Here is a 23,786-nt window from a genome sequence, read left to right as displayed (position 1 = left end):
CCGTCGGAGGGACATAGCCGTGGAGGTCAAGATCGGCGTGCAGTACGCGCCCCGCGAGATCGTTCTGGAGAGCGGTCAGAGCGTCGAGGAGGTCGAGCGCCTGGTGAGCGAGGCGCTGGCCGGAAAGACGCCCCTGCTGAGCCTTGAGGACGAGAAGGGCCGCAAGATCCTGGTGCCGGCGGACCGCCTGGCGTACGTGGAGATCGGCCAGCCCACCGTGCGCAAGGTGGGCTTCGGCGCCTAGTAGGCCGATGCAGTGAGAAGGGCCCGGCGGCAATTCGGCCGCCGGGCCCTTGCTTTCGGGGATTCGCACACAGCTAGGACACAACTCCTGCACAGCGGAGGGTTGCAGTCCGCAGGTCACGGGTATGACGGGCTACGAACGTCAAGGCAGGGACCGGCCATGGGAGGGACTCCGACATGATCTTGGAAGCACTCGCGTCCGCAGTGCTCGGTCTCGTCCTGGCGTGGGCGGCGGCCCGCCGCCTCTCCCGCCGGCTCCCGGCCCGCCCGCTGGTGTTCTCGACCGGCATCGCCGGGTCCCTCTTCGGTGACTTCGTCACCCACACCGCCCTCGGCCCCGGCACCGCCTGGCTGAGCCTCGTGGGCGCCGCCGTCATCTCGGCCGCATCCCTGTCCCTGCTCCTGCGCCCGACGGGCAGAATGCGCCGATCAGCGACGGCGTAGGGGTTCGGGGCAGCGCCCCGAAGGGGCGCGGGGAACTGCGCGAGCAACCAGGACGGGACCCGCAGCCGCGCAACTCACCGCACCCACCCCCACAGAGGGCACCCGTCCTCAGGCCGCGAGGCCCAGCGCAGCCATCCGCTTCGTGTGCGCCTCCGTGATCCGCGAGAACATCCTGCCGACCTCCGCGAGATCGAACCCGTCGGCGACACCGCCCACGAGCATCGTCGACAGCGCGTCCCGGTCGGCGACCACCCGCTGGGACTGCGACAGGGCCTCGCCCATCAGCCGCCGCGCCCACAGCGCCAGCCGGCCGCCCACGCGCGGGTCGGCGTCGATGGCGGCCCGCACCTTCTCCACCGCGAACCCGGCGTGCCCGGTGTCGTCGAGGACGGCGAGGACCAGCTCGCGGGTGTCGGAGTCGAGCCTTGCCGCGACCTCCCGGTAGAAGTCGCTCGCGATCGAGTCGCCGACGTACGCCTTGACCAGGCCCTCCAGCCAGTCCGACGGCGCGGTCTGACGGTGGAAGCCGTCCAGGGCCGCGACGAAGGGGTCCATGGCGGCCGTCGGCTCCTCGCCGATCTCGGTCAGCCGGTCCCGCAGCCGCTCGAAGTGGTGGAACTCGGCCGAGGCCATCTTCGCCAGCTCCGCCTTGTCCGAGAGGGTCGGCGCCAGCTTCGCGTCCTCCGCGAGCCGCTCGAACGCCGCCAGCTCCCCGTACGCGAGCGCGCCGAGCAGATCCACGACGGCCGCGCGGTACTGCGGGTCGGCGGAGGCCCGCGCCCAGTCCTCGGCAGCGATGCCCGTGGGTGCGACGGAGTCCTTCTCAGGCTTGTCAGAGCTAGTCATGAGCCGCACAATAGTCCGCTCGCGCCACCTCGGAAGTGCCTGGTCGATCAGTGTGACCACGACTACGTGACCAAATCGGCCATCGCGTGTGCGCCAATCCGGGGTATGGTGGTAATGCGCCTGCTGAGTGCGTTGACAGTGTTCGACGTGCTCCGACAGGTCGCACGCATGAGGATGCCCGGTCGGTGGCCCGATCGGCTCCGACCCGACAGCCCTCCCTGGCCGTACGGCTCAGTACGTACGACGACCGGAGGGACACCCTCAGCGGTACGAGCGCTAGAGCGTCGGCAGAGGTCCCGTGTCTTACGGCTTGCCCGAGTGGTTCGCCCGTACGGCTAGCCGACGTCCCGGCACGGTCAGACATGACCCCCGCGCTCGCCTCGCACCGCACCACACAGAAGAGGCAGCACCCTGACTACGACGTTTCGAGAACTCGGAATCCTTCCCGAGACCGCCGAGGCCCTGGAGGCCGTCGGCATCCTCAACCCCTTCCCCATCCAGGAGATGACGCTCCCCGTCGCCCTTTCCGGCACGGACGTCATCGGCCAGGCCAAGACCGGCACCGGAAAGACGCTGGGCTTCGGCCTCCCGCTCCTCGAGCGCGTCACCGTCCCCGCCGACGTCGAGGCCGGCCGCGCCGCCCCCGAGGCCCTCACGGAAGCCCCCCAGGCACTCGTCGTCGTCCCCACGCGCGAGCTGTGCACCCAGGTCACCAACGACCTGCTGACGGCCGGCAAGGTCCGTAACGTGCGCGTGACGGCGATCTACGGCGGCCGGGCCTACGAGCCGCAGGTGGAGGCCCTGAAGAAGGGCGTCGACGTTGTCGTCGGCACCCCGGGCCGGCTGCTCGACCTCGCGGGCCAGAAGAAGCTGGACCTGAAGCACGTCAAGTGCCTCGTCCTCGACGAGGCCGACGAGATGCTCGACCTGGGCTTCCTGCCCGACGTCGAGAAGATCATCGACATGCTGCCGGCCAAGCGTCAGACCATGCTGTTCTCGGCCACCATGCCGGGCGCGGTCATCGGCCTCGCGCGCCGCTACATGTCCCGGCCCACGCACATCCGCGCGACCGCGCCGGACGACGAGGGCGCGACGGTCGCGAACATCAAGCAGTTCGTGTACCGCGGTCACTCCATGGACAAGCCGGAGATGGTCGCCCGCATCCTGCAGGCCGAGGGCCGCGGACTGGCGATGATCTTCTGCCGCACCAAGCGGACGGCCGCCGACATCGCCGAGCAGCTGCAGCGCCGCGGGTTCGCCTCCGGCGCGGTCCACGGCGACCTCGGCCAGGGCGCCCGCGAGCAGGCGCTGCGCGCGTTCCGCAACGGCAAGGTCGACGTCCTCGTCTGCACCGACGTCGCCGCGCGCGGTATCGACGTCGAGGGCGTCACCCACGTCATCAACTACCAGTCCCCCGAGGACGAGAAGACGTACCTGCACCGCATCGGCCGTACGGGCCGCGCGGGCGCCAAGGGTACGGCGATCACGTTCGTCGACTGGGACGACATCCCGCGCTGGCAGCTGATCAACAAGGCGCTGGAGCTGGACTTCAACGACCCGGTGGAGACGTACTCGACGTCCCCGCACCTGTTCTCCGACCTCGACATCCCGGCGGGCACGAAGGGCATCCTGCCGCGCTCGGAGCGGACGCGTGCCGGTCTGGACGCGGAGGAGCTGGAGGACCTGGGCGAGACCGGTGGCCGCGGTGCGCGCGGTCGCGGCGGCCGGGGTGACCGCAACGGCCGTGGTGGCCGCGGCGGTTCGGACGCCGCTGCCGCCCCGGCTGCCGAGCGCGAGCGTCCGTCCCGTACGCCGCGTCGCCGCCGCCGTACGCGCGGTGGCACCCCGCTGGACGCCACGGGCGGCACGCCCGCCGCCACGACGGCTCCGGCGCCGGCCGCCGAGTCCGGCCCGGCGGAGGAGGCCCAGACGGCGCCCCGCACCCTGCGTCGCCGCCGCCGTACGCGCGCCGGAGCGTCGGGCCGGCCGGTGCCGGCCGCCGAGAGCGTGGTCGAGTCCGCCGTCGTGGCCGACGCGGTGACGGCCCCGGTCGCGCCGGAGACCCCGGAAGCGGATGAGAAGCCGCGCCGCCGCCGGACCCGCAAGTCGGCGGAGCCGACGGTGCCGGCGCCCGCCGCCGAGACCGCGGCCGAGACGCTCGTGACGGTGACCGAGACCGTGTCCGCGTCCGAGCCGGTGACCGTCGAGGCCCCGGAGGCCGAGGCCAAGCCGCGCCGCCGGACCCGCAAGGCCGCCACCACGGCCGAGCCCGCCGCGGAGCAGGCCGTCGCCACGGCCGAGCCCGCTCCGGAGGTCAAGCCGCGCCGTACGCGCAAGACGGCAGCCGCAGCCGAGACCGTGGCGGACACGGCCGAGGCCACGGAGACCAAGCCCCGCCGCACCCGCAAGACGGCAGCCACCACGCCGGAGACGGCCGAGGCCGCGGACACCGAGGCCGAGGTCAAGCCGCGCCGCACGCGCAAGACGGCCGCCACGGCTGCCGTCGAAACCGCCGAGGCCACGGAGGCCAAGCCCCGCCGCACCCGCAAGACGGCAGCCACCACGCCGGAGCCGGCCGAGGCCGCGGACACCGAGGCCGAGGTCAAGCCGCGCCGCACGCGCAAGACGGCCGCCACGGCTGCCGTCGAAACCGCCGAAGGCACGGAGGCCAAGCCGCGCCGGACCCGCAAGACGGCAGCAGCAACCGAGACTGTGGTGGACACCGCCGACGTCACGGAGACCAAGCCCCGCCGCACCCGCAAGACGGCCGCCACCGCGCCGGCCGAGGCTCCGGAGGCCAAGGCCGAGGCCAAGCCGCGCCGGACCCGGAAGACGGCAGCCGCAGCCGATACCGTGGCGGACACGGCCGAGGCCACGGAGACCAAGCCCCGCCGCACCCGCAAGACGGCAGCCACCGCGCCGGAGCCGGCTGGCGCCCCCGAGGCCGAGGTCAAGCCCCGCCGCACCCGCAAGGCCGCCGCCGCGGTCGCCGACGCGGACGGTGCCGCCGAGGCAGCCGCTCCCAAGGTGCGCCGGACCCGCAAGGCCGTCGCCGAGGTGGCCACCGCCGAGATCCCGGCGCAGGCCACCGAGGAGCCGGAGGTCAAGCCGCGGCGCCGGACCCGTAAGGCCACGGCGGTCGTCGAGGCGGCCGAAGGCTGATCCGGAACGCCCGTCACCGACGGCCCGGCCCACTCCCTGTGGGCCGGGCCGTCGCGCATCCGGCGGAACCACCCGGCCCCACTGCACAGACACCGCCTGCCCTCTCCCGTCCCCTCCCCGCTCCGCTCGTGTGCCGGCCGGCCGATAGCCTCTTCCCATGAGCAGGCCCGCCACCTTCGTCCCGCCCCCCGGTTCGCGTGCGTACGCGTTGCGCACCGCGCGTGGGGAGTTCGCCGTCGTCGACGCTCCCGTGGCCGACGGGGTGGAGCCCCGGGGGACCGCGCTGTTGCTGCCGGGGTTCACCGGGAGCAAGGAGGACTTCAATCCGCTGCACGTGCCGCTCGCACGGCGCGGATACCGGACGGTGGCCGTGGACGGACGCGGACAGTTCGAGTCCGCCGGGCCCGAGACCGATGAACGTGCCTACGCCCAGGCCGAGTTGGCGCAGGACGTGCTGGCGCAGGCGGAGGCCGTCGGGGCCGGGAGCCCGGTGCATCTGCTGGGGCACTCGCTCGGCGGACAGATCTCGCGCGCGGCCGTGCTGCTCGACCACACGCCCTTCCGCTCGCTGACCCTGATGGCGTCCGGCCCGGCGCAGATCTCGCCGTCCCAGCAGCAGCGGGTGAAGCTGTTGCGGGACGCGCTCGCGGTGATGGACATGGCCGAAGTCTGGGAAGCGATCCAGGCGATGGAGACGCCCGAGGAGACCGAGACGGCCGCACTCGACGGCGGACTCGACGACCGGGACGATCTGCGGCGCCGCTGGCTGGGCACCACGCCCGCCCAACTGCTCGCCACCGGGCGGCAGTTGTGCACGGAGCCGGACCGGGTCGCCGAACTGGCCGGCGTACCGCTGCCGTTCCATGTGCTGTCGGGCGACAAGGACGACACCTGGCCGCTGCCGTTGCTCGACGCCATGGCCGTACGGCTGCGGGCGCGGCGCACGGTCGTCGCGAACGCGGAGCACTCGCCCAACACCGACCGGCCGCTCGCCACGGCCGAGGCCATCGCCGACTTCTGGGACGCCGCGGACGGGGCGGGCGCGACGGACGCGGCCCACGTGCCGCCCATGGTCATCGTATGAGCCGCTGACACAGGACGACTGCCCTGCTCCGACGGGGGATGCAGAGCAGGACAGCCGTCTTCAGTGTGCCACTTCTCACCGCGCTGTCCTAGTCGGTCCACGTGGCGTGCAGGGCGCAGAGGCTGAAACCGGGGCCGTAGGCGACGACCAGGGCCTGCTCGCCGTCGGCCGGAGGACGGCCGTGGGTCCGTTCCAGGACGCGAAGAACCGATACGCCTCCGAGGTTGCCCTCGTCCGACAAGGTGTCGAGCGAGTGGCGGGCGTCGTCCTCGGTGAGGCCGAGGGCCGTGGCGGTGTCCATGATGATCGGCCGGGAGCCGGGGTGGATGACCGGAACCGTGACCGAGCGGCCGGCGAGCCACTCGAGCAGGGCGGGCATGACGTGCTTGGCCCCGCCCATGGCGGCCTTGGTGGAGTCGAAGTGCAGGCCGCTGCCGTCGATGCGACCCGCGTAGAAGTCGAGCGAGCCCGGAAGGACATACTCGAGGAGTCCCGCCGGACTGTCGAGGGTGAGACCGGGGCCGAGAGGTTCGTCGCTGACGACGGTGGCGGCCGCGCCGTCGCCGAACAGCGCCTTGTAGATCATGTGCTCGATCTTGGTGTCCGCGTGGTTGTAGGCCGCGGACAGCACCTCGGCGGCGACCACGAGGACGCGGGAGCCGGGGTGGAGCAGCGCCTGCTCGACCGCGCGGACGAGGGCGGTGGCACCGCCCGCGCAGGCCCCGGTGGTCAGAGCGGTGCGACGGATGGTGGGGCGCAGACCGAGCCGGTCCGCGAGGTGGATGTCGAGGTTCGGTACGGCCCAGCTGGTGGCGTGGGTGGTGATCAGGCCGGTGATGTCGCCCGGTTCGAGGCCGTGACTCCGCAGTGCGGAACGGGCCGCGCGCTCCGCCATGTCGAGAGAGCCGGCGAAGGCCTCGAGCGCGCGCTCCCCTATGGGGGCGGCGCCGCTGACGGTGGGCGAGTTCAGCGGTTGGGTGAAGTACCGGGTCTCGACACCGCAGTTGCCGAGGACACGGAGGATCGCCCCGAGGCGCGGATGGTCGGGGTGGTGGGCACGGATGTCGTCGGCTATCTCGCCCGTGGTGACCTTGTGCGCGGCGAGGGTGGTACTGGGCCGGGCGATGTGAGCGGGCATGTGTCCCCCCTAGGACGCGCAACCTGATGGAGGTGACGGTACGGCAAAGTTGGCTGGTTCGTTTCCCTGCCGTCCAGGCCATGCTCTCTCGCCACCCGTCAGACACGAGCAGAGGAAGGGGGTTTCAGCGCGCTCAGCGAGCTTGAAGCATCGGAGGACGCTGACTCGATCGCCGCGGACCTGGCCGAAAAATGAGAATCATGAACCTCGCCCCGGGGGCCGACATCGGCTGCGCCACGCACATCGTCACCCAGCCCGGACCGTCGGCCGCGTGCCAGATCGGCCTTTCATCGCCGTCGGGATGGACTGAAGTGCCGCCCACTTCGTACAGCGGGCGGGCGAGGGGATCACTGAGAAGTTCCCGCTCGATCTCACACAGCACCTTGTCGTCGGCGCGTTGCGCGAGTGCCGCCTGGAGCTGGGTCATGACGAGCGGCGCCCATGCGTTCGCCCAGTCCGTGAGCTGCTCGCGGCCGTCGATCAGCATCCAGCGCATGGTGTTCTCGGGGGCCCGCCCGGATGCGAAGAGGCGGTGGAACTGCTCGTTGCAGGTAAGCAGGTTCCAGGAGGCGTCGGTGACGTAGGCCGGATGCGCCACGGCGGCGACGGCGTCCTCCCAGGCGGCCGGAACGGCGTCGCCGCTGGTGTCGTAGAGCGGGCTGGGCGGGTCCTCGCCGCGTGCGTACCGGCACAGCGAGATCCACTCCTGCTCGTTGAGCGCGAACAGGCGGGCTATGTCGCGCAGCAGGTCGACGGGCGCGTTGGGATACGTGCCGGATTCCAGGCGGTGGTACGTGCCGAAGGCCCGGTTGACGAGCTGGTCGACCTGGTGCTGGGACAGGCCCGGGGCACGCCGGCCGGGTCCGGTGGGACGGGTGAGGCCATGGTCTTCGGGGGTGATGAGTGCGCGTCGGTCCTTGAGCAGGCGTTTCAGTGCTCGTTTGTTCACTGGTGCGGATCCCCCGGCGTTGTTGACAGTCAGTCAGTGTAATTAATGGTGTGGGCTTTACTCCGAAAGATCTCCCGTAGAAAGCGTGTAGGTGAGTCCTGCATGCTCGATGGTGCGCGGGGCTGGCCTGCCAGTGTGCTCACCAGTGACCACGTGGATACACCCCCTCGCGGGCACTGGCTGGAAATATTCGAATTACCGGCCGGTTTTCGCGCAGGGGTCGCAGGAACAAAGCCGGATGAGCTATCGGTTCACGCCTCCGCTTCCCGCAAGGGAACCACAGGGCGGGCTCCGCATCACCGCCAGCGCACCACTGGCGCAGCCCCGGCGGCCAGACTGCGGCCGGTGCCCTCCCGCCCCACACCAGGGGACTCGGCACCGGCCGCCGACGTATCACCGCCCACGGACGCAACACCGGCCACGGACGCAACACCGCGCGGCGGGCACCTCAGCACCCGTCGGCGCATCACCACCGACGGCGTCGCCTCAGTACTGCGCCTGCAGGTGCTCCCAGAATCCGTCGCGCAGGGCGCGGCGCAGATCGGCCTGGCCGCGCAGGGAGTACTGGAGCAGGCCCTCGGCCTCGACCAGCAGGTCCTGGTCGACGGAGCCGGGCAGATAGGGGTGGCCCGGCAGCAGTTCGACCAGCGCCTCGCGGCCCCGGGAGGCCAGCCACTTGGCCGCGATCTGGGCACCGACGAAGCGGACGTCCTCGCGGCTGGGCCGGGTCCCGGCGGAGGCGTCGTACGCGGCGGCGGTACGGCGCGAGACGTACGGCTTGAAGAAATCCAGCTCGAAGGTGCGCTGGCTGTCGACCTCCCAGAGCAGGGGCTCGGCCTGGTTGCGGCCGTCGGGCGCCTCGATGCCCCACAGATGGACCCGGGCGCCGTAGCCCTGGGCCGCCTCGACCGCCGAGACCAGGTCCTCGTCACCGCCGAGGAGGGCGGCGTCGCTGATGGCGCGGTGGCGGGCCAGCGACTCCAGGTCCGTGCGGATCAGCGAATCGACGCCCTTCTGCTGGTTGTTGGCGTTGAGGTTGCCGAGGCGGACCTTGACGTCGGGCAGTTCGGCGATGGTCTGCTGCTCGGCGGTGTGGATGCGGCGGCGGGCGCCGTCGTACCAGTAGACGCGCAGCAGCCGACTGTCCGCGAAGATCGTGCGGGCCTTGTCGATCAGCGCGTCGATCAGCCCCTCGGCGTCGAGGTCGAAGGCCCGGCGGTCCTCGGTCCCGGCGACCAGCCGGCCCGCGGCCGCGTACAGATAGCCCGCGTCGACGAAGATCGCGTGCGTGGAGGGCGTCTTCGCCACCTCGGCGAGCATGCGCTCCAGCAGCTCGTTCGTGCGGTCGATGCGGGCGGCCAGGGCCGCCGGGTCGTCAGTCATCGTCCCCATTGTCCCGGTGGTCACGCTGCGAACACAACTGGTCCCGAACCGTTCCTTACCGGCTAGTAATTAGTCGTTCGAAAAATTTCTTTAGCGTAGGGAATGTTTGTAACACGAAGCACGTTGACTGTGGTGTACGACAGCACACTCACCAGTAGTTCTCCTCAGGAGGATGACCAGACGAAGGGAGAAGCCCGTGCGCTTCGAGATCAGGCGACTCGACGAGGTCGACGGCACCACCGTGGACTGCACCGTCGTGGACGCCGCCTCCGTCAACCGGATCGTTCAGCAGGCCGCCGCCATCGGGCAGCGCCTGTGGATCCGCCCGGCCGAGACCCCGGCCTCGTAACGGGGCGACCACACTCACACTTTCCGGGGGAGCCGGGCCGAGGACGGCTCAGCTCCCCCGGACCACCTGAGTGATCCCGTTGATGATCTGCTGCACGGCGATCGCGGAGAGCATCATGCCCGCGAGTCGCGTCACGAGGACGACGCCGCCGTCCTTGATGACCCGGATGATCAGCAGCGAGTAACGCATCACCAGCCACAGCACGACGTGGATCGCGAGGATCGCGGACCACACGGAGATCTGCGTGGCCACACTGCCGGCCTTCTGCACGGCGAGGATCACGGACACGATCGCCCCGGGCCCGGCGAGCAGCGGCATGCCGAGCGGTACGAGGGCGACGTTCACGTCCTTCGTCTGCTTGGGCTCGTCGGTCTTGCCGGTGAGCAGGTCCAGCGCGATCAGCAGGAGCAGCAGACCACCCGCGATCATCAGCGCGGGGACGGAGACGTGCAGGTAGTTCAGGATCTGGTGGCCGAGCACGCCGAAGACGGCGATGACCCCGAACGCCACGCAGACGGCCTGGAAGGCCATCCGTTTCTGCACCTTGCCCGGCCGTCCGGCGGTCAGGGCGAGGAAGATCGGGGTGATCCCGGGGGGATCCATGATGACGAAAAGGGTCAGGAACAGGGAGCCGAAGACGGCGATGTCGAACATGCTGAAGCAGGCCTTGCGGAAAGAAGTGATACGGGCGTGAGTCGGTGAGGCCGGTGCCGGCCTCGGCCTCAGGCTCCGCCGGTGCCCGGCACCGGGAACGCGCCGGTGGCGCGTCGCGTGATCTCCCCGTACACCTCGGGGTCGGTCGTGTAGGCGCCAAGCGCGACGGTCTTGCGGCTGCCGTGGTAGTCCGAGGAGCCCGTGACCAGCAGGTCCAGGTCCTTCGCCAGGCCCCGCAGCCGGTCGCGCGCGTCGGCCTCGTGGTCCATGTGATCGACCTCGATGCCGTCCAGACCGGCCGCCGCCATCTCGGCGATGCGCGCCTCGGACACGGTCCGGCCCCGCTTGGCGGCGGCCGGATGCGCGAAGACACAGACCCCGCCCGCGCCCTTGACCAGCCGGATCGCCTCGAACGGGTCGGTCTCGTGCTTCTCCACGAAGGCCCGCCCGCCGTCGGCCAGCCACTCCTCGGTGAACGCGTCGCTCACGGTCGGGACGACGCCCAGCTCGACGAGTGCGGTGGCCACGTGCGGCCGCCCCACGGAACCGCCGGCGGCGATCCGCTCGACCTGCTCCCAGGTGACCGGCACCCCGAGGTCGTTGAGCCGGGCGACCATTGCCTGGGCGCGCGGCACCCGGTCGTCCCGCACCAGCTCCCGCTCGGCGAGCAGCGCGGGCTCCTCGGGGTCGAAGAGGTAGGCCAGCATGTGCATGGACACGTCGTCGACACGGCAGGACAGCTCGGCGCCGGTGACCAGGGTCAGCCCCGCGGGCAGCGCGGCGATCGCCTCGCCGTACCCGCGCGTGGTGTCGTGATCGGTCAGCGCGACGACGTCCAGCCCGGCGGCGGCAGCGTTCCGCACCAGCTCGGCCGGGGTGTCCGTACCGTCGGAAGCCGTGGAGTGACAGTGCAGATCTATACGCACAAGGACTCCAGACACCGACGATTCAAAGGGGGGACACTTGATAGTACCGGTACTTCGAACCCCGTAAGGGGCGCGAGGAACTGCGCGACAAGCCCCCGCGCACCCGCGCGCGCCGACGGCGGGCAACCCGGCACCCCGGCGGGCGCTACGGCCGGAGCAAGCGCGGCGACAACGCCCCGCAGGGCACCAGATCCAGCTCCGCACCGGCGTCCCGCAGATCCGTCAGCACCAGCTCGTCGTACATGAGCAGCCCGGACTGCTCGGGCCACATCACCGCCCACAGCCACATGCCGAGCGCCTCGCCCGCGAAGACCGCGCGGTCCTCGGGGGTGCGGAAGACGTGCCAGAGCGGGGTCGGGCGGCCGACGGCGAGCACCTTGGCGTCCGGCGGCTTCTCGATGTTCATGTGCGGCCCCGGGTCCGGGCCGTCGATGCCCGCGTAGCGCGCGCCGAGACCCACGCCGAGTTCCTCGGCGACCAGGACGAGTTCGGCCGGGCCGCCCAGCGGGCCGGGACCGGTGCAGGCAACGGCGGTGGCGCGGCCCCCGCTGCGGTCGTCGCCCGCGTAGGCCACGCCCGTGAAGAGCCAGCCGACGGGCAGCGGCCAGGGCATCCACACCGGGACGTGGGTGCGCTGCACGACGGCGGCGAGGGCTTCGACGCTGGGCGGGATCACGGGCTGCAACGGACACACCGTGCCGTGCACGTCGCACTGCCACGCATCGGCGAAGAGACCGGGAGCCCTGACCCGGCCACCGCACCTCGGGCAACTGGGTTCGCCCCTCATAGGGCCCCACGGTCCTACCCCTGCCCGCCCACGTCAAGGACGATCACCCGTCCGGAGGGAACCCTTGACGCGAGCGACTGTATGTATATTACATTTATTAGGCGAACTAACTTATTGGGGAGAGCAAGGGAGACACAGATGGACCTGTTGCGACAACCGAAGGCCGTATGGGCCACGGCCGGCGCCTCCGTCGTCGCCTTCATGGGCATCGGCCTCGTCGACCCGATCCTGCCGTCCATCGCGCAGGGTCTGCACGCCACGGCCGGCCAGGTGTCCCTGCTCTTCACCTCCTACTTCCTGATCACCGCGGTGGCGATGCTGCTGACCGGCTTCGTCTCCAGCCGGATCGGCGGGCGCAGGACCCTGCTGCTCGGCCTCGCGTTCGTCGTCGTCTTCGCGGGCCTGGCGGGCACGTCGGACAGCGTCGGCCAGTTGGTCGGCTTCCGGGCGGGCTGGGGTCTCGGCAACGCCCTGTTCGTCTCGACCGCCCTCGCGGTCATCGTCGGCGCGGCGGCCGGCGGAAGCGCGGCGGCGATCCTGCTGTACGAGTCCGCGCTCGGCCTCGGCATGGCCTGCGGCCCGCTGCTCGGCGCGATCCTCGGCAACGTCAGCTGGCGCTACCCGTTCTTCGGGACGGCCACGCTGATGGCGATCGGCTTCCTGTGCATCACGATGTTCCTGAGGGAGCAGCCGAAGCCGGCCCGGAAGACCTCGGTGCTCGACCCGGTCAGGGCGCTCGGCCACGGCGGCCTCGCCTCGGCGGCGGCCTCCGCCTTCTTCTACAACTACACGTTCTTCACGGTGCTGGCCTTCACGCCGTTCGTGCTGAACATGACCCCGTACCGCTCGGGCGCGGTGTTCTTCGCCTGGGGCGTGCTGCTCGCCGTCTTCTCGGTGATCGTGGCCCCGCGCCTGCAGGCCCGCCTCGGCTCGCTGAAGGTGCTCGGCGGTTCGCTGGTGCTGCTCGCCGCGGACGTCCTCGTCCTCGGCTACGGCGACCACACCACGGCCGTCGTCTGCACGATCCTGTCCGGCGCGTTCATCGGCGTGAACAACACCGTCTACACCGAGCTGGCCCTCGGCGTCTCGGACGCTCCGCGCCCGGTGGCGAGCGCCGGCTACAACTTCGTCCGCTGGTTCGCGGCCGCCGCGGCGCCCTACTTCGCGCCGAAGATCGAGGGGTGGGCCGACATCCACGTCCCGTTCCTGGTCGCGGCGGTCACCGCCCTGCTGGGCGCGGCCGTGGTCGTCGTACGGCGCCGGGCGCTCACCGACGAGGTCGAGGAGCGGGCAGTGGCGCACGCCACGGAGGACGGCGTCAGCGCGTTCGCCAACTGACCGGAATCAGCCTTGTGTTGGTGAGCTCGGTCACGCCGGGTTTAGTCCAGCGGGACGGACGCGCGGGCCGGGTCCCTCAGGTCCGTCCCCTGGGCGAGCCAGCGTTCCTGGAGGGCCTGGGCGCCGTGCACCCGCTTCCAGGCGGCCTCGTTCGGGGTCATCGGCAGCAGCGGCAGGAACCGCACGGGATCCATCGGGTCGTCCAGCTCCAGATCCTCGACCAGTCCGCCGGGCTCGCCCACCAGCACCGAGGTGAAGGGGGCGCCGGGCCACAGCGGCTCGCCGGTGTCCAGGGAGGCGCCGGGCGTCACGATCAGACCCTCGACCTGCGGGGACGCGGCCAGCACGGCGAGCGGGCGCAGCACCTTGTCGGTGTCGGCACGGCTCGCGCGGACCGAGAGGACCAGCTCGGCGCGGGGCCCCTTGACCGGGTCCGCGACGGCCGCCGTGGGGTCGGTCATGGGGTGCTCGGACATGCCGAGGGTGACGTAGCGCAGGAGGTCCCCCTCCCGGAACCGGAGCACCTCGACGCGGTCCGTGCCGAGGAAGGTGACGGCGGCGCGCGCGTCCGGTTCGCCCAGTGCGGTGCTCAACCGCGCCTCGACCAGAGGAAGAACATCAACCATGCGGCGAGCATAGAACTCGCCAGTGCCGGGCAAAGCGGCGCCTTGACAGTTCGGGCGGCTGCTACTCTGAGCCGGTGGCCCGGGGCGGCACGCGGAAGCATCGCACTCGCCCCCGGCGACGACGGGGACTCCCTTACGAGGGACCGGCCGGAGGAGGTGGGGCTGTCATGGATCGAAGTCGACCTGGTAGTACCACCCGCTCTTCCGACCACTGATCCGGTCACTGACTGAAATTCCCGGCCGACCGGCGCCCTTTCGTGCGCGCCGTGGTCCGGCCGCCGTTTTCGAACAGCTCCGGAAGATCCGGAAGAGCACGTCACTCGCTTTGCCTGATCCGTCTGATCAACGTCAGTTCCGCATCAGCAGCGAAGCCGCCACCGCGACGGTGCGGTGCTCCCCGCTTTGTGGACGTGCCAGACATCCCGTAGCCAGGACCGTCCTCATTCCGGGTGGTTCCACCCGTCGTCACGCGCTCTCGCTGCCCGCCCGCGAAGGAGCCCGCCCATGTCGATGATCCGCGACCTGCGCGCCGTGGTCCGCCCGTCGTCGCGTTCCTCGCTGCGCGGGGACGCCGCCCCGTACGACACCACCCGTGACCCCGGCACCTCCTCGGCCGTCGTGGACTGCGCCGTCTACCGCGACGGCCGCCGGCTCGAGAGCGGCAAGCCGCTGAGCCCACACGAGGCGATGCGCCAGGTGCGGCGCGACGGCGGCTTCGTCTGGATCGGGCTGCACGAGCCGACCGAGGCCGAATTCGCCGGTATCGCGGGCGAGTTCGGGCTGCACCCGCTGGCCGTCGAGGACGCAGTGCAGGCCCATCAGCGCCCGAAGCTGGAGCGCTACGACGACTCGCTCTTCACGGTCTTCAAGACCATCCACTACGTCGAGCACGACCGGCTCACCGACAGCAGCGAGGTCGTGGAGACCGGCGAGGTGATGTGCTTCACCGGCCGGAACTTCTTCATCACCGTCCGGCACGGCGGCAAGGGCTCGCTGCGGGCGCTGCGCCACCGCCTCCAGGACGACCCGGAGCTGCTGGCGAAGGGCCCCTCGGCGGTGCTGCACTCCATCGCCGACCACGTCGTGGACGGCTACATCGCGGTCGCCGACGCCGTGCAGGACGACATCGACGAGGTGGAGACCGAGGTCTTCTCGCCGGGCCCGGGCGGCAAGGTCTCGCGCGGTGTGGACTCGGCGCGGATCTACCAACTCAAGCGCGAGGTACTGGAGTTCAAGCGGGCGGTCGCGCCGCTGCTGCGGCCCATGCAGCTGCTGAGCGAGCGGCCGATGCGGCTGGTCGACCCGGACATCCAGAAGTACTTCCGGGACGTCGCCGACCACCTCGCCCGGGTCCAGGAACAGGTCGTCGGCTTCGACGAGCTGCTCAACTCCATCCTCCAGGCCAACCTGGCGCAGGCCTCCGTCGCGCAGAACGAGGACATGCGCAAGATCACCGCCTGGGCCGCGATCATCGCCGTACCGACGATGGTGACGGGCGTGTACGGCATGAACTTCGACAACATGCCGGAGCTGCACTGGAAGTACGGCTACCCGCTGGTCCTGAGCCTCACCATCGGCATGTGCGTGGGCATCCACCGGGTGCTGAAGCGCAACGGCTGGCTGTGAGCGCCGCTCGATAGGCTGGGCGCATGACGAGCGATCTGCCCGGCCGGGCCCCCCTCGACCAGGCCCTTCTCGACCAGGCCCTCATCGAGGAGGCCGCGAAGAAGTCCGGCCTGATCTGGGTCAGGGGTACCGGTGCTCCGGCCGCGCGTGCGCTGTGGCACGTGTGGCACCAGGGCGCGGTGTACCTGGTCGGCGACGGGCCCGGGGAGCAGCCGCTGCCGGCGCTGGTCGACGGCGGCTTCGCCGAGGTGACCGTGCGCGGCAAGGACAAGGGCGGCCGGCTGGTCACGTTCCCGGCGGCCGTGACCGAGCTCGCGGCCGGCTCCGAGGAGTGGGAGGCGGCCGTCGCCGAGCTGAAGGGCAAGCGCCTGAACGCCCCGGACGGCGAGGGGATGCCGGGGCGCTGGGCCCGCGAGTGCCGGGTGCTGCGCCTGGCTCCGGCCGGGTCCGTGGTGCCGTTGCCCGACGGCAGCCTGGCGGAACGTCCGGTGCCCACGGCGGCGACCACCCGGGAGCCGATTCCGGCGGGGCTGCCGAAACTGCTCGGGAAGCGGCGGAAGACGTAACCCGAAGGAGCGCTACGACGTCGGCAGCTGCTTGCCGTAGTCCACCGTGTCCCCCTGGTCCGGTTCCGTCACCGTGAAGTCCTTGCCCCAGTCCGAGAAGCTGAGCGCGCCCGCACCGCCGGCGCGGACCAGGCGGAGCGGGTAGGGGGTGCCCCGGAGGGAGACGTCGAGGGTGCCGCCGGAGCCGTTGTCGCCGGTGATGCGGATGGTGGGGGTGCCCGACTGGTCGTGGTGGCCGTCGGTCGCCAGGCTGCCGTGCAGCGTCAGCAGCCCGTCGAGCAGGACGGACTTGTCCGTGAAGCCGCTGAACTTCTTGTACGCGGGGTCCGCCTGCGGCACCTTCACGTACTTGCCGTTCAGCTTGCCGGCCGTGCTGTCGGCGCCGCCGCCGCTGTCGCTGCCGCTCGCGTGGCTCCAGAAGTCCGAGTCGGCCTTCAGATAGAGCTGCTGACCGACCCGCAGCAGCTGGAAGGTGGCCCCCTGCGCGGTCACCGAGCCGCTGCCGCCGTCCTCCTTGAGGCGCATGTCCAGCTGATACGTGCGGCCGCTGGTGACCACCGTGCCGGCCAGCCGTACCGCAGCCGCCCCGTCCGCCGCCGCGCGGGTCTTCGTCTGGATCTGCTCGGCGGGCAGCTTGCCCACACCGTTCGTCCCCGCGTCCGGATCGTCGCCGCCGCAGCCGCCCAGCACCGCCACCCCTGTCACCGCCAGTGCGCAGATCGCGGTCGCCCGCGCCGTCCGGCGGGTTCGGCCCTGGGGAATCGCAGTCACAGGTGGAGTCGCCTTTCTGACGGGTCCTGAGCGGCGTACGGCAGCGTACCGGTGCCCCGGCCGCCCGGCGGAGTCAGTCCGTCCGGACCCCCCACCAGGGCGTGTCCGACCGCCACGGGCTAGCCTGAAGCGCACCCGAGCGGGCAAATCCGAGCAATTCACTGATCACTTCACAAAAAAAGCGGAACACCCCCTAAGGGAGATTCCCAGGCCACGTCAGCAGAGGAAGCACAGCCATGGCAGCCGGCGCCCCCCGGATCTTCGTCTCGCACCTCGCCGGGGTCCCCGTCTTCGACCCCAACGGCGACCAGGTGGGCCGCGTCCGCGACCTCGTCGTCATGCTCCGCGTCGGCAGACGGCCCCCGCGCGTGCTGGGGGTGGTCGTCGAGCTGTCCACCCGGCGCCGGATCTTCCTGCCCATGACCCGGGTGACCGGCATCGAGTCCGGCCAGGTCATCATCACCGGCGTCATGAACGTCCGCCGTTTCGAGCAGCGGCCCACCGAGCGGCTGGTCTTCGGCGAGCTGCTGGACCGGCGGGTGACGCTCACGGAGACCGGCGAGGAGGTCACCGTCCTCGACGTGTCCGTGCAGCAGCTGCCCGCCCGCCGGGACTGGGAGGTCGACCGGGTCTTCGTGCGGAAAGGCAAGAAGGGCGGCGCCTTCCGGCGGGCCAAGGGCGAGACGCTGACCGTCGAGTGGTCGGCCGTCACCGGCTTCTCGCTCGAGGAGCACGGGCAGGGCGCCGAGAGCCTGCTCGCCACCTTCGAGCAGCTGCGCCCCGCCGACCTCGCCAACGTCCTGCACCACCTGTCCGCCAAGCGCCGCGCCGAGGTCGCCGCCGCGCTCGACGACGACCGGCTGGCCGACGTCCTCGAAGAGCTCCCGGAGGACGACCAGATCGAGATCCTCGGCAAGCTGAAGGAGGAGCGCGCGGCGGACGTGCTGGAGGCCATGGACCCCGACGACGCGGCCGACCTGCTCTCCGAGCTGCCCGAGGCGGACACGGAACGGCTGCTGAGCCTGATGCAGCCCGCCGACGCGGCCGAGATGCGGCGCCTGATGTCGTACGAGGAGCACACGGCCGGCGGTCTGATGACCACCGAACCGATCGTGCTGCGCCCGGACGCCACCGTCGCCGACGCCCTCGCCCGGGTCCGCAACCCCGACCTCTCCCCCGCCCTCGCCGCCCAGGTCTACGTCTGCCGCCCGCCCGACGAAACCCCGACCGGCAAGTATCTCGGCACGGTCCACTTCCAGCGGCTGCTGCGCGACCCGCCGTACACGCTGGTCAGCTCGATCGTCGACACCGATCTGCAACCGCTCGACCCGGACGCGGCGCTGCCCGCCGTCGCCGGGTTCTTCGCCACCTACGACATGGTCGCCGCGCCCGTGGTGGACGAGGCCGGGCGGCTGCTCGGCGCGGTGACCGTGGACGACGTGCTGGACCACATGCTGCCCGAGGACTGGCGGGAGCACGAGTTCCATCTGGACGAGGGATACGAGGGAGAGGGGGCGGCCGCGCATGACTCCTGAGCGCGAGAGCGGCACCCGCGAGCGCACCCCGGTGGGCGCGACGGCGGCCACCCGGCACCGCACGCCCCGCCTGGACCAGCCGCGCCCGCCCCGGCGCCGGTATCTGCCGGAGTGGGACCCCGAGGCCTTCGGTGTGATGTCGGAGAAGATCGCCCGGTTCCTGGGCACGGGCCGCTTCATCGTCTGGATGACGGTCGTCATCATCCTGTGGGTGCTGTGGAACGTCACCGTGCCCATGGCCCTGCGCTTCGACCAGTATCCGTTCATCTTCCTGACCCTGGCCCTGTCCCTCCAGGCCTCCTACGCGGCCCCGCTGATCCTGCTCGCGCAGAACCGGCAGGACGACCGCGACCGGGTCAACCTGGAGCAGGACCGCAAGCAGAACGAGCGGTCCATCGCCGACACCGAGTACCTGACCCGGGAGATCGCCGCGCTGCGCACGGGCCTCGGCGAGGTGGCGACCCGCGACTGGATGCGCTCGGAACTCCAGGATCTGCTGAAGGAGCTGGAGGACCGCCAGGGCCGCAGCGACCGTGTCGTATTCCCGGCGGAACGGTCAGAACGGTCGCCCGGACGTGACACAGACGACCGCTGAGGGGCATCCCGAACGCCCCGCACCGCGCCGTACCATCGTCCTTATGGCTACGGAAGACGCGGTGCGCGAGGCACTGGCGACGGTGAACGACCCCGAGATCAACCGCCCCATCACCGAACTGGGGATGGTCAAATCGGTGGAGATCGGCGCGGACGGAGCGGTCGCGGTCACCGTGTACCTGACGGTCTCCGGCTGCCCCATGCGCGACACCATCACCCAGCGCGTCACCGAGGCGGTCTCCCGGGTCGAGGGCGTCACCCGCGTCGACGTCACGCTGGACGTGATGAGCGACGAACAGCGCAAGGAGCTGGCGAGCGCCCTGCGCGGCGGCCAGGCCGAGCGCGAGGTCCCCTTCGCCAAGCCGGGCAACCTCACCCGCGTCTACGCGGTCGCCTCCGGCAAGGGCGGCGTCGGCAAGTCCTCCGTGACGGTCAACCTGGCGGCGGCCATGGCGGCCGACGGCCTCAAGGTGGGCGTGGTCGACGCCGACATCTACGGCCACAGCGTGCCGCGCATGCTGGGCGCGGACGGCCGTCCCACCCAGGTCGAGAACATGATCATGCCGCCGTCGGCGAACGGCGTGAAGGTCATCTCCATCGGCATGTTCACGCCGGGCAACGCCCCGGTCGTCTGGCGCGGCCCGATGCTGCACCGCGCCCTCCAGCAGTTCCTGGCGGACGTGTACTGGGGCGACCTCGACGTCCTGCTCCTGGACCTGCCGCCCGGCACCGGCGACATCGCGATCTCGGTCGCCCAGCTGGTGCCGAACGCCGAGATCCTGGTCGTCACGACCCCGCAGCAGGCGGCGGCCGAGGTCGCCGAGCGCGCCGGCTCCATCGCCGTACAGACCCACCAGAAGATCGTCGGCGTGGTCGAGAACATGTCCGGCCTGCCCTGCCCGCACTGCGACGAGATGGTCGACGTCTTCGGCACGGGCGGCGGCCAGCTCGTCGCCGACGGCCTGACCCGCACCACGGGCGCGACCGTCCCGGTCCTCGGCTCGATCCCGATCGACGTCCGCCTGCGCGAGGGCGGCGACGAGGGCAAGCCGGTGGTCCTGACCGACCCGGACTCGCCGGCGGGCACCGCCCTGCGGGCGATCGCCGGAAAGCTGGGCGGCCGGCAGCGGGGCCTGTCGGGCCTGTCGCTGGGGCTCACCCCGAAGAACAAGTTCTAGCCGTACGGGCACACCGTCCCGCCGCATGACACAGGGCGCCGAGAACGATCGGCGCCCTGTGTCATGCGGTCCCGCGCGTCGTCACGCGTAGGCGGCGACGTCCTTCACCACGGCGAACCCGAGTCCGTACGCGCTCATGCCCCGGCCGTACGCGCCCAGGTGCACCCCCGCCTCGGTCGTACCGGCGAGCACCCAGCCGAACTCGGACTCCCGGTAGTAGAAAGAGGCCGCGACCCCGTCCACCGGAAGGGACAGCGTGGACCACTCCGGTCCCTCGAGATCGTCGGCCAGCGCCCACGCGGTCTCGGTCTGCTGCTCCAGCCAGTCGTCCCGCAGGCTGTGGTCCATCTGTCCGGGCCAGGTGAACGACAACAGGCCCACCCCGGCCAGCCACGCCGCCGAGGACACGGAGGTGGCCTCCAGCAGTCCCGTACCGTCGGCGCTGCGCCGCGACGGCTGCGCGGCGACCGTGACCACCACCGCGAACTTCTCCCGCGGCTCACCGGCGGAGCCGGTCTCGCCGCGCACGGAGGGCTCGTCGCCGTGTCCCGTCGATCCGTGCTCGACGGCGCCGTCCGCCGCCGTGGCGACCTGCATCAGCCAGCGCGGCCCGGTGAACGCCTCGTCGAGGCCGTACCACGGGAAGGACGCCTGAAGATAACCGTCGACCGTACGCCGGGCGGAGGAGAACTGCTGTCCGCCCTCCGCGGCCGGCGCCTGTGCGCCCACCCGACTCGTCGTCTCCATCTTCCCGACGCCTCCTCGCTCTCGTCGGACCGGGGCGGCCCGCCCCCCTTCGGGCGTACTCCTCCGGTCCGGACAACAACTCGGCAGCATATCCACACGAACGAGTGCGGCAGGGCAGGCAGTAGGTGCGTTGGTCACACGAACGGCCTGTTCAGGCCGTGCACGCCGGGGGTGCGTTATGAAACGCGTCACGTGCGCGGCGCACGCCCGCGCGCGTGTCGGCGACGGTCAGGTGGCGTCCGCGTCGAAGGGCGGCCGGTCGTCGTTGCCGGGCTCCTCGGGCTTCTTGGTCATGTCGACACGCCCGCCGGACCCGGAGTTCGAGGACGGCGAGGACGACGACGAGGCCTCGGTGTCCCGGCTGTTGACGGCGTCCGTGACCTCGGCCATCTCCTTCTTCAGGTCGAAGCCGTTGCGGATCTCCTTCAGCCCCAGTTCGTCGTTGTCCAGCTGCTTGCGGATGAACGTCTTGGGGTTGAGGTCCTCGAACTCGAAGTCCTTGAACTCGGGACCCAGTTCATTGCGGATGTCCTGCTTCGCGCTCTCCGAGAACTCGCGGATCTTCCGGATCGTGCGCATCACGTCCTGGATGACCTTCGGGAGCTTGTCCGGACCGAAGACGAGCACGGCGATCACGACGATCGTGAGCAGCTCGAGTGGTCCTATGTCATTGAACACCTGACGCTCCTATTGATGTCCTCGGTCGCTCAACGGTACCCGGCGTTCCCGTCCGACCGGTACCGTCCCGAGGTGAGACTTGTGTCAGTTCTGCTCCGCCGCGCCCAGGACCAGCGGGACCTCCCGGTCGGTGCCGTCGCGCCGTACCGTCAGCCGTAGCCGGTCACCGGGCCGGTGGGCGCGGATCCTGACGATCAGCTCCCGGGCGGAGTGCACGGGCTGTCCGTCGACCTCGCCGACGACGTCGCCCGCCTTCAGACCGGCCCGGTCACCAGGGCCTCCCGGGGTGACGGCGGGGCCGCCGCTCGCGCTCTTGCTGTCGATACGGGCGCCGTCGCCGCTGTACGCCATGTCGAGCGTGACGCCGAGCACCGGATGGGTCGCCCGGCCGTGGTTGATCAGTTCCTCGGCGACGCGCTTGGCCTGGTTCACCGGGATGGCGAAGCCGAGGCCTATGGAACCGGACTGGCCGCCGCCCGAGTCCGAGCCGCTGTCGGCGGACCGGATGGCGGAGTTGATGCCGATCACCCGGGCCTCGGAGTCGAGGAGCGGGCCGCCGGAGTTCCCCGGATTGATGGGCGCGTCGGTCTGCAGCGCGTCGACGTACGACACGTCGCTGCCGTCGCCCTTCTCGCCGCCGGCCGTGATGGGCCGCTCCTTGGCGCTGATGATGCCGGAGGTGACGGTGTTGGCCAGGTCGTAGGGAGCGCCGATGGCGACGACGGGGTCGCCGACCCGGACACCGTCGGAGTCGCCGAGGGGCAGCGGGGTGAGTCCGTGCACGCCGTGCACCTGGACGACGGCGAGGTCGTAGCCGCTGTCCCGGCCCACCACCTTGGCCTGCACGCTGTCACCGCTGCTGAAGGTCACGGATATCGCGCCGCTCGATCCGGCGGGGGCGACGACGTGGTTGTTGGTGAGGATGTGCCCCTGGGTGTCGAGCACGAAGCCGGTGCCGGTGTCGGTCTGGTCGGTCCCGCTGACATGCAGGGTGACGACGCTGGGCAGGGCGCGGGCGGCTATCCCGGCCACGCTGTCCGGCGCGCGCCCGGCGGGCACCCGCCCGGCCTGCGGCAGACGCACCTCGCCGTCGAGCCCCTGCCGCTCGGCATACGCGCCGACGATCCCTCCGACACCGGCGGCGACCAGGGCGACGACCGCCGTCCACCCCACCACCAACCGCCTCCTCCCCCGCCCGGCCCCGCCGTACTGGAGCACCCCCCGCCGAGCCGCCTGCTCCTGCGGGGACCCGGGCGCCCAGGGGTCGTACCGCCCCCAGGGATCGTCATCGACCCCGCCGAGCCCACCGGGGGCGGGAGCGCCGAGTGCGGGTACAGCAGGTGCGGGGGGCGTCGGACCGTGGGGTGCGGGCCCGGGGGCCGGCGCCTCGGTACCGGGCACGGGTGCGGGGGGCGTCATGCCGAGGGACAGCGCCCCGGTGCCGGGCGCCGGGGCCGGGGCTTCGGGGTGTGAGACCAGGGGGACGGGGGCGGACGCACCGGGCGTGGGGGCGTTCGGCGTGGGCGGGGTTGCGCTCGGCGCCTGCGTCCCCGGTGCCGTCGGTGCGGGCGTCGGCCGGGCCGCCGGGTGCTGGACGGGCGGTGCGGGGGCCCAGGGGCCCGGCTCGCCGTACGGCGGGGTGCCGTAGGGATCCGGGGCGTGCAGGGGTCTGGGGCGCTCGGTGGGGGCCGCCCAGGCGTTTTCTCCGAGGACGCTCTCAGCCGGTACGTCGGCCGGCCGGGCGGTGCTCTCCTCAGCCCTGCCCTCCTCCGCTCCGCCTTGTTCAGCCCCGCCTTGCTCAGCCCCGGCTTCCTCCACCTCGCTCGGCCCGGCCAGTTCGAAGTCGGCGTCGGCCACAGCCTCCGGCGCCTCCGGCCGCGCCAACTCGAAGTCGGCCGACGCGGAATCAGCCGGCCCGGAACCCATCGCACCGGAGGTCCGTGCCGAGTCGCCCGGCGTGGTCTGCGCGCGGTGCCCGGCCGGCCGGCCGGTCGGCTCCGGCGCCGCCGGTCCCTCCGGCTCCTCCCCCGGCGGGACACGGTTCCCCTCGTTCATGCTCTCCCCACAGCTGGCCGCGGCCGCACGCCTCGGCGGCGGACGCGGAACGTCGACTGCGCCCCCGGGTCATCGCCGCGGGAACGGCCCTCACAGGATTCAACCAG

The 23,786-nt window shown here is 71.5% G+C and carries 23 protein-coding genes; 11 read left to right on the top strand and 12 right to left on the bottom strand.

What is annotated here, in order from left to right; genetic code table 11:
• Positions 1 to 19 precede the first annotated feature (19 nt).
• Both BIV23_RS30150 and BIV23_RS30145 read left to right on the top strand, forming a co-directional pair.
• Entirely contained in the window at positions 20 to 244 is a 225-nt protein-coding gene (locus tag BIV23_RS30150) for a DUF3107 domain-containing protein (protein ID WP_071384151.1), read from the top strand.
• Positions 245 to 420: 176 nt separating this feature from the next.
• Entirely contained in the window at positions 421 to 687 is a 267-nt protein-coding gene (locus tag BIV23_RS30145; protein WP_071384150.1) for a hypothetical protein, read from the top strand.
• Between the two features lie 108 nt (positions 688 to 795).
• On the opposite strand, the gene BIV23_RS30140 is transcribed toward BIV23_RS30145, so the two are convergent.
• The gene (locus BIV23_RS30140) at positions 796 to 1,533 is read right to left on the bottom strand and encodes a ferritin-like fold-containing protein (RefSeq protein WP_245790705.1); all 738 of its coding nucleotides are present in this window, start codon (positions 1,531 to 1,533) and stop codon (positions 796 to 798) included.
• 504 nt (positions 1,534 to 2,037) lie between these two features.
• Between BIV23_RS30140 and BIV23_RS30135 the strand changes: the two genes are divergently transcribed.
• On the top strand, positions 2,038 to 4,695 hold the full coding sequence (locus BIV23_RS30135) for a DEAD/DEAH box helicase (RefSeq protein WP_071384148.1): 2,658 nt from the start codon (positions 2,038 to 2,040) through the stop codon (positions 4,693 to 4,695).
• Between the two features lie 157 nt (positions 4,696 to 4,852).
• Entirely contained in the window at positions 4,853 to 5,779 is a 927-nt protein-coding gene (locus tag BIV23_RS30130) for an alpha/beta fold hydrolase (RefSeq protein WP_071384147.1), read from the top strand.
• Between the two features lie 88 nt (positions 5,780 to 5,867).
• Here BIV23_RS30130 and BIV23_RS30125 read toward each other — a convergent pair whose 3' ends face one another.
• The 3 genes from BIV23_RS30125 to BIV23_RS30115 form a co-directional block, all read right to left on the bottom strand.
• A complete protein-coding gene (locus BIV23_RS30125) occupies positions 5,868 to 6,917 on the bottom strand; it encodes a beta-ketoacyl-[acyl-carrier-protein] synthase family protein (RefSeq protein WP_071384146.1) in 1,050 nt (349 codons plus the stop codon).
• 133 nt (positions 6,918 to 7,050) lie between these two features.
• Complete coding sequence (locus BIV23_RS30120) at positions 7,051 to 7,866, bottom strand: MmyB family transcriptional regulator (RefSeq protein ID WP_071384145.1); 816 nt, start codon at positions 7,864 to 7,866, stop codon at positions 7,051 to 7,053.
• Positions 7,867 to 8,352: 486 nt separating this feature from the next.
• A complete protein-coding gene (locus BIV23_RS30115; protein ID WP_071384144.1) occupies positions 8,353 to 9,249 on the bottom strand; it encodes an NYN domain-containing protein in 897 nt (298 codons plus the stop codon).
• A gap of 172 nt (positions 9,250 to 9,421) precedes the next feature.
• Here BIV23_RS30115 and BIV23_RS50615 point away from each other — a divergent pair, with 172 nt between their 5' ends.
• Positions 9,422 to 9,598 (top strand): hypothetical protein, encoded by a 177-nt coding sequence (locus BIV23_RS50615; protein ID WP_177235293.1) that lies wholly within the window; start codon positions 9,422 to 9,424, stop codon positions 9,596 to 9,598.
• 48 nt (positions 9,599 to 9,646) lie between these two features.
• On the opposite strand, the gene BIV23_RS30110 is transcribed toward BIV23_RS50615, so the two are convergent.
• From BIV23_RS30110 to BIV23_RS30100, 3 genes are all read right to left on the bottom strand, one after another.
• On the bottom strand, positions 9,647 to 10,252 hold the full coding sequence (locus BIV23_RS30110) for a MarC family protein (RefSeq protein ID WP_071384143.1): 606 nt from the start codon (positions 10,250 to 10,252) through the stop codon (positions 9,647 to 9,649).
• A 68-nt stretch (positions 10,253 to 10,320) separates the two neighbouring features.
• A complete protein-coding gene (locus tag BIV23_RS30105; protein ID WP_071384142.1) occupies positions 10,321 to 11,178 on the bottom strand; it encodes a PHP domain-containing protein in 858 nt (285 codons plus the stop codon).
• Positions 11,179 to 11,323: 145 nt separating this feature from the next.
• Positions 11,324 to 11,965: a DUF6758 family protein gene (locus BIV23_RS30100; RefSeq protein WP_071384141.1), complete on the bottom strand. Its 642-nt coding sequence runs from the start codon at positions 11,963 to 11,965 to the stop codon at positions 11,324 to 11,326.
• 138 nt (positions 11,966 to 12,103) lie between these two features.
• Here BIV23_RS30100 and BIV23_RS30095 point away from each other — a divergent pair, with 138 nt between their 5' ends.
• A complete protein-coding gene (locus BIV23_RS30095; RefSeq protein ID WP_071384140.1) occupies positions 12,104 to 13,303 on the top strand; it encodes an MFS transporter in 1,200 nt (399 codons plus the stop codon).
• 41 nt (positions 13,304 to 13,344) lie between these two features.
• Here the strand turns inward: BIV23_RS30095 and BIV23_RS30090 are convergent, their stop codons facing one another.
• A complete protein-coding gene (locus BIV23_RS30090; protein ID WP_071384139.1) occupies positions 13,345 to 13,929 on the bottom strand; it encodes a suppressor of fused domain protein in 585 nt (194 codons plus the stop codon).
• A gap of 504 nt (positions 13,930 to 14,433) precedes the next feature.
• Between BIV23_RS30090 and BIV23_RS30085 the strand changes: the two genes are divergently transcribed.
• Positions 14,434 to 15,555 (top strand): magnesium and cobalt transport protein CorA, encoded by a 1,122-nt coding sequence (locus BIV23_RS30085; RefSeq protein WP_071384138.1) that lies wholly within the window; start codon positions 14,434 to 14,436, stop codon positions 15,553 to 15,555.
• 23 nt (positions 15,556 to 15,578) lie between these two features.
• Positions 15,579 to 16,121 carry a hypothetical protein gene (locus BIV23_RS30080; RefSeq protein ID WP_071384137.1) on the top strand — a complete coding sequence of 181 codons (543 nt, stop codon included), beginning with the start codon at positions 15,579 to 15,581 and terminating at the stop codon, positions 16,119 to 16,121.
• A gap of 12 nt (positions 16,122 to 16,133) precedes the next feature.
• Here the strand turns inward: BIV23_RS30080 and BIV23_RS30075 are convergent, their stop codons facing one another.
• Positions 16,134 to 16,892 (bottom strand): hypothetical protein, encoded by a 759-nt coding sequence (locus BIV23_RS30075; protein ID WP_177240086.1) that lies wholly within the window; start codon positions 16,890 to 16,892, stop codon positions 16,134 to 16,136.
• A 236-nt stretch (positions 16,893 to 17,128) separates the two neighbouring features.
• On the opposite strand from BIV23_RS30075, the gene BIV23_RS30070 reads away from it, so the two are divergent.
• The 3 genes from BIV23_RS30070 to BIV23_RS30060 are packed head-to-tail and all read left to right on the top strand — an operon-like array spanning position 17,129 to position 20,199.
• Positions 17,129 to 18,427 (top strand): magnesium transporter MgtE N-terminal domain-containing protein, encoded by a 1,299-nt coding sequence (locus tag BIV23_RS30070; protein WP_071384136.1) that lies wholly within the window; start codon positions 17,129 to 17,131, stop codon positions 18,425 to 18,427.
• The gene (locus BIV23_RS30065; RefSeq protein ID WP_071384135.1) at positions 18,417 to 19,022 is read left to right on the top strand and encodes a DUF1003 domain-containing protein; all 606 of its coding nucleotides are present in this window, start codon (positions 18,417 to 18,419) and stop codon (positions 19,020 to 19,022) included. The genes BIV23_RS30070 and BIV23_RS30065 overlap by 11 nt, the downstream gene beginning before the upstream one ends.
• Before the next feature lie 43 nt (positions 19,023 to 19,065).
• Positions 19,066 to 20,199, top strand: a complete 1,134-nt coding sequence (locus BIV23_RS30060; RefSeq protein WP_071384134.1) for an Mrp/NBP35 family ATP-binding protein — start codon at positions 19,066 to 19,068, stop codon at positions 20,197 to 20,199.
• An 81-nt stretch (positions 20,200 to 20,280) separates the two neighbouring features.
• On the opposite strand, the gene BIV23_RS30055 is transcribed toward BIV23_RS30060, so the two are convergent.
• From BIV23_RS30055 to BIV23_RS47080, 3 genes are all read right to left on the bottom strand, one after another.
• On the bottom strand, positions 20,281 to 20,946 hold the full coding sequence (locus BIV23_RS30055; RefSeq protein WP_071384133.1) for a hypothetical protein: 666 nt from the start codon (positions 20,944 to 20,946) through the stop codon (positions 20,281 to 20,283).
• 228 nt (positions 20,947 to 21,174) lie between these two features.
• The gene (locus BIV23_RS30050) at positions 21,175 to 21,624 is read right to left on the bottom strand and encodes a sec-independent translocase (RefSeq protein WP_071384132.1); all 450 of its coding nucleotides are present in this window, start codon (positions 21,622 to 21,624) and stop codon (positions 21,175 to 21,177) included.
• An 84-nt stretch (positions 21,625 to 21,708) separates the two neighbouring features.
• Positions 21,709 to 23,679, bottom strand: a complete 1,971-nt coding sequence (locus BIV23_RS47080) for a trypsin-like peptidase domain-containing protein (RefSeq protein WP_245790704.1) — start codon at positions 23,677 to 23,679, stop codon at positions 21,709 to 21,711.
• Between the last annotated feature and the right edge of the window lie 107 nt (positions 23,680 to 23,786).

Source organism: Streptomyces monashensis (genome assembly GCF_001866665.1).
Classification (GTDB): domain Bacteria; phylum Actinomycetota; class Actinomycetes; order Streptomycetales; family Streptomycetaceae; genus Streptomyces; species Streptomyces monashensis.
Note: the sequence above shows the minus strand (reverse complement) of the source record. Positions and strands in the feature narration are given on the sequence as shown.